The organism is Streptomyces sparsus (assembly GCF_054776295.1).
The window spans coordinates 1-3,711 of record NZ_BAAHCA010000383.1 but is presented as its reverse complement, the minus strand read 5'-3'; the positions used below and the strand labels follow the sequence as shown (position 1 = coordinate 3,711).

General features: G+C 69.0%; 3 protein-coding genes and 2 pseudogenes. All 5 read right to left on the bottom strand.

The annotated features are described in order from the left end of the window. Positions 1-760: pseudogene (locus ACYVE9_RS16840) on the bottom strand (IS701 family transposase); the annotation flags it as partial. A gap of 351 nt (positions 761-1,111) precedes the next feature. Then, a complete protein-coding gene (locus ACYVE9_RS16835) occupies positions 1,112-1,666 on the bottom strand; it encodes a TetR/AcrR family transcriptional regulator (protein WP_019711140.1) in 555 nt (184 codons plus the stop codon). A 133-nt stretch (positions 1,667-1,799) separates the two neighbouring features. After that, entirely contained in the window at positions 1,800-2,267 is a 468-nt protein-coding gene (locus ACYVE9_RS16830; RefSeq protein ID WP_461028684.1) for a nuclear transport factor 2 family protein, read from the bottom strand. Positions 2,268-2,617: 350 nt separating this feature from the next. Next, positions 2,618-2,992 carry a hypothetical protein gene (locus ACYVE9_RS16825; protein ID WP_461028685.1) on the bottom strand — a complete coding sequence of 125 codons (375 nt, stop codon included), beginning with the start codon at positions 2,990-2,992 and terminating at the stop codon, positions 2,618-2,620. Then, positions 2,883-3,542 (bottom strand): annotated as a pseudogene (locus tag ACYVE9_RS16820) (IS701 family transposase); the annotation flags it as partial. The gene ACYVE9_RS16825 and the pseudogene ACYVE9_RS16820, both read right to left, overlap by 110 nt. Positions 3,543-3,711: the final 169 nt, after the last annotated feature.

The following is a 3,711-nucleotide window of genomic DNA, read 5'->3' as shown; positions in this document are numbered from 1 at the left end:
GCGGCGGCGAGGGCGGTCAGGAACGCCAGCGCGAGCATGGCGAGCGTGATGTGCCGGTGCCAGGAGGTCCAGTGCCTCACCTGGTAGTGGTCGAGTCCGACCTGGCCCTTGGCGGCCTGGAAGCACTCCTCGACGCTCCAGCGGACACCGGCGACGCGGACCAGTTCGGACAGGGCCACCTTTGTGGGTGACCAGCACAGGTAGCAGGCGAGTTCACCGGTAGTCCGGTTACGTCGGATGAGCAGGTGGCGGTGGCAGTCGGTGCCGATGTGGATCCAGGCCCAGTCGTAGTACCGCGGGCCTTTCGCACCGTTTCCGGCGCTGTGGCGCTGACAGGCCGTGGCGCGCAGGCGGCCGGCGACGGTGTCCGCGCGGACGGCAGTGCGGCCGTGGTTGATTCTCACCCGCATCGAGCAGGCGACGGCCAGCACGTAGCCGGTGCCGCGCGCCTCGAGGGCGGCGCGGAGCTGGGGGTCCTGGCTGTAGGCTTCATCGCCGGTCACCCAGGACGCGGCGATCCCGGTGTCCAGCGCGACGGCGATCATCTCCCCGGCCAGGCAGGGCTTGGTCGCGAACTGGATGTCCTCGGGGATCCCGGCCGCGTGACGGCGTTCGGGATCGGAGCACCAGGACTGTTCGGGCAGGTAGAGGCGGCGGTCGATCAGGGCCCGTCCCCGGCTGGTGGCCAGGGCGAGGAAGACGCCGACCTGCGTCCCGCGGTGCCGGTGTACTGCCGTTGCACACCGGCCGGGCCGCGGCCCGCGGCTCAACTCGCCCTAAGCGGCCCGCGATACGGGCCATGACCTGGTCGAACATCGTCCGCCAGCGAGCAGGGTCCACGCTATGGCCCGCGGCCACCGCACGATCTTCAGGAGTCCACACAACTCCCGATGATCACGCGGCGGCTGCTCCCGTTCCCAGCCGGGTCCGCGACAAGATCGCGAAACCAGACTGGAATACTGATCCGGGACGCACTTGTGGCACAACTTCTGGGACGGTTCTGACCTGGGCAGTGTCGATCGACGTCGACACCGTCGGACGGCGTCCCAGTTCCAAGGAAGTGGGACGGCCTGGCCGGCCGCCTACATAGCCGCCTGTTGTTCGGCGGAAGCTACGGCGACTCCCGGTGGGCGAAGCTACCGCCGTCCGAACGAGACCGTTGTCCGCTGAGGGTCCGCGCCCAGGGCTCGTCGACGTCGGCCAGGCCGAGGGTCAGCGTGACATTTTCGAGCATACCGGCGCCGAACCAGTGCCGGACCGCAGCGTCGTCGTGGTTCAGGAGCTCACTGACGAGTTCGACCTGCCTGGCATAGCACGTGCGCAACGCCTCAGCCACGAGCGGCTCATCGGCTGCGCAACTGGCCTGCATGAGGAACCGCATGACGTCCCGGTCCTCGATCAGGGTGCTGTAGGCGGACCGGATCGCACGCATCACCGCCTCCGGCTGCCGGTGCGGCCCGGCCTCATCGGCGCCGGCTTCGGCGCCGGTCAGAGCATCCGAGATCAGCTCGGACACGTGGAGGATGGCACCGGCGAACAACGCCTCCTTGCTGGCGAAAAGGCGGTAGACGTAGGGCTGAGAGATTTCGGCCCGTTCGGCGATCTCACCAGTGGTCGTGCCGTAGTAACCCTTGCGCGCAAAGCAGGCCACGGCAGCGTCCAGCACGACTCGACGGCGTTGATCGCTCTTCACTCTGGAGCCAGGGGCGGGCATGTCTCCCAGTCTCTCACTGCGGAGTGCGACAGGGTGCGAAGGGGCAAGACGGGTGGGTGAACCGTCTCACCCCGTCGAACCGGGATCAACGCTCCGAGGGCCACGACACGTCTTGGCCGCTGGCCGCCTCGTCGGGGGTCATGGCCTCGATGACCACGAGAGGATTCCAGTAGTCGACGAACTGCTCGACCAGGCCCGCCTCGTCGAGGCGGATCACCGTGATGACTGTCTGCTCGTACGGCTTGCCGGTGCTGAGGGCGATTCCCTCCGAGCGGTATTCGGCGACCGCGGTCCGGGGGTTGGCCGTCTCGATGAACTTCACGTCGACGAACTTCACGTCGAAGGTCTGCGGGAAGCCGCGCATGTGGGCGATCAGCGCCTCGCGTCCCTGCACCAGGGTGGGCACACCGGCGGGGGCGAAGGGGAACTCGACCGTGCCGTCCGCGGCGTACAGCTCGATCCACTCGTCGATCTGGCCGGACGACACCAGCCGAAGGTGCTCTGCCAGGGCGTGCTGTGCGGGGGTGAGCTCGCGGGTCGGGTTGGCGTTCATGAATACTCCTCTGTTAGTGGTTGAACAATAACAAACGTAACAGGGAGACCTCCGAGGAGCAAGGGTGAGGGCCGTCACGGCCCAGCCAGGACAGACGTCGGTAGTCCGACTCTGGTTTGGGGCGTGCAGCGCAGGAGCGGCACCGTTTGGATGACGGCTGTGTCCCGGGAAGTCACCACGTCCGCGCACGCGCACGACCTCGGGCGTACTGCTCTCGCGGCCCATCTCATGGGCGTCGATCACGACTCGGACCTGGTACTCCAGTGCGGTTTCGTGATCTATCCAGCGGATTTGTCGGCGGATCGTCGTCGGTAGTGGCTGCGGCGGGCTGTTGCCTGGTGGTGTGTGCGTCAGTGGGACCAGTGCTGCAGTCTGCCCGCGGGCACGGCCGGTGTGGTGAGGACGGCGGCGAGCAGGTGGCGGATCTCGGGGACGGTCAACGTGATCGGGTCGCTGCCGCGGGTGGGGTGGAGTGGATCGGCGGGCCGTTGTGGTGCCGGGTCGGCGGCGAGGGCGGTCAGGAACGCCAGCGCGAGCATGGCGAGCGTGATGTGCCGCTGCCAGGCGGTGGCGGGCAGGCGTGCGGCGAGGGTGTCCGCGCGGATGGGGGTGCGGCCTGAGTTGATCCGCACCCTGGTCGAGCAGGCGACCGCGAGAACGTAACTGGTCCCGCGTGCCTCCAGGGCGGGCACGCAGTCGCGGGTCCTGGCCGTAGGCTTCGTCACTGGTCACCCACGGTGCCGGCACCCCGGAGTCCAGTGCGGCGGCGATCATCTCCCCGGCCAGGCGGGGCTTGGTCGCGAACCGGACTTCGTCGGGTATCCCGGCCACCCGGCGGCGTTCGGGATCGGTGCACCAGGACTGTTAGGGCAGGTAGAGGCGGCGGTCGCTCAGGGCCCGTCCCCGGCTGGTGGCGTAGGCGAGGAAGACGCCGACCTGGGAGTTCTCAATGCGCCCGGCGGTGCCGGTGTACTGGCGCTGGACGCCCGCCGAGGCGCGGCCCTTCTTCACGAAGCCGGTCTCGTCCACGATCAGCACCGCGCCCTCGGTGTCGAGGTGTGCGACGGCGTAGGCCCGGATATCGTCACGGACGGCGTCGGCGTCCCAGCGGGCGTAGCGCAGCAGCCGCTGCATCGGGCCCGGCTGGGCCAAGCCGGCCTGTTCGGCCAGCTGCCAGCAGTTCTTCCGCTCGGTACGCGACAGCAGCCCGAGCAGATAGGCACGGGCCGTCCTCCGCGGTTCAACCCGGCTGAACCGGCCCGCGATCCGGGCCATGGCCTGCTCGAACATCGCCCCGCCATCGGGCGCCGTCGGTGCTGTGACCTGCGGCCACCGCACGATCGTCATGAGTCCACACAACCCTTGATGATCACGCGGTGGCCGTACCCGTTCCCAGCCGGGTCGTACGGCCGGGCGGCCCCGGGCGCGGAGAGTCTCCGCGCCC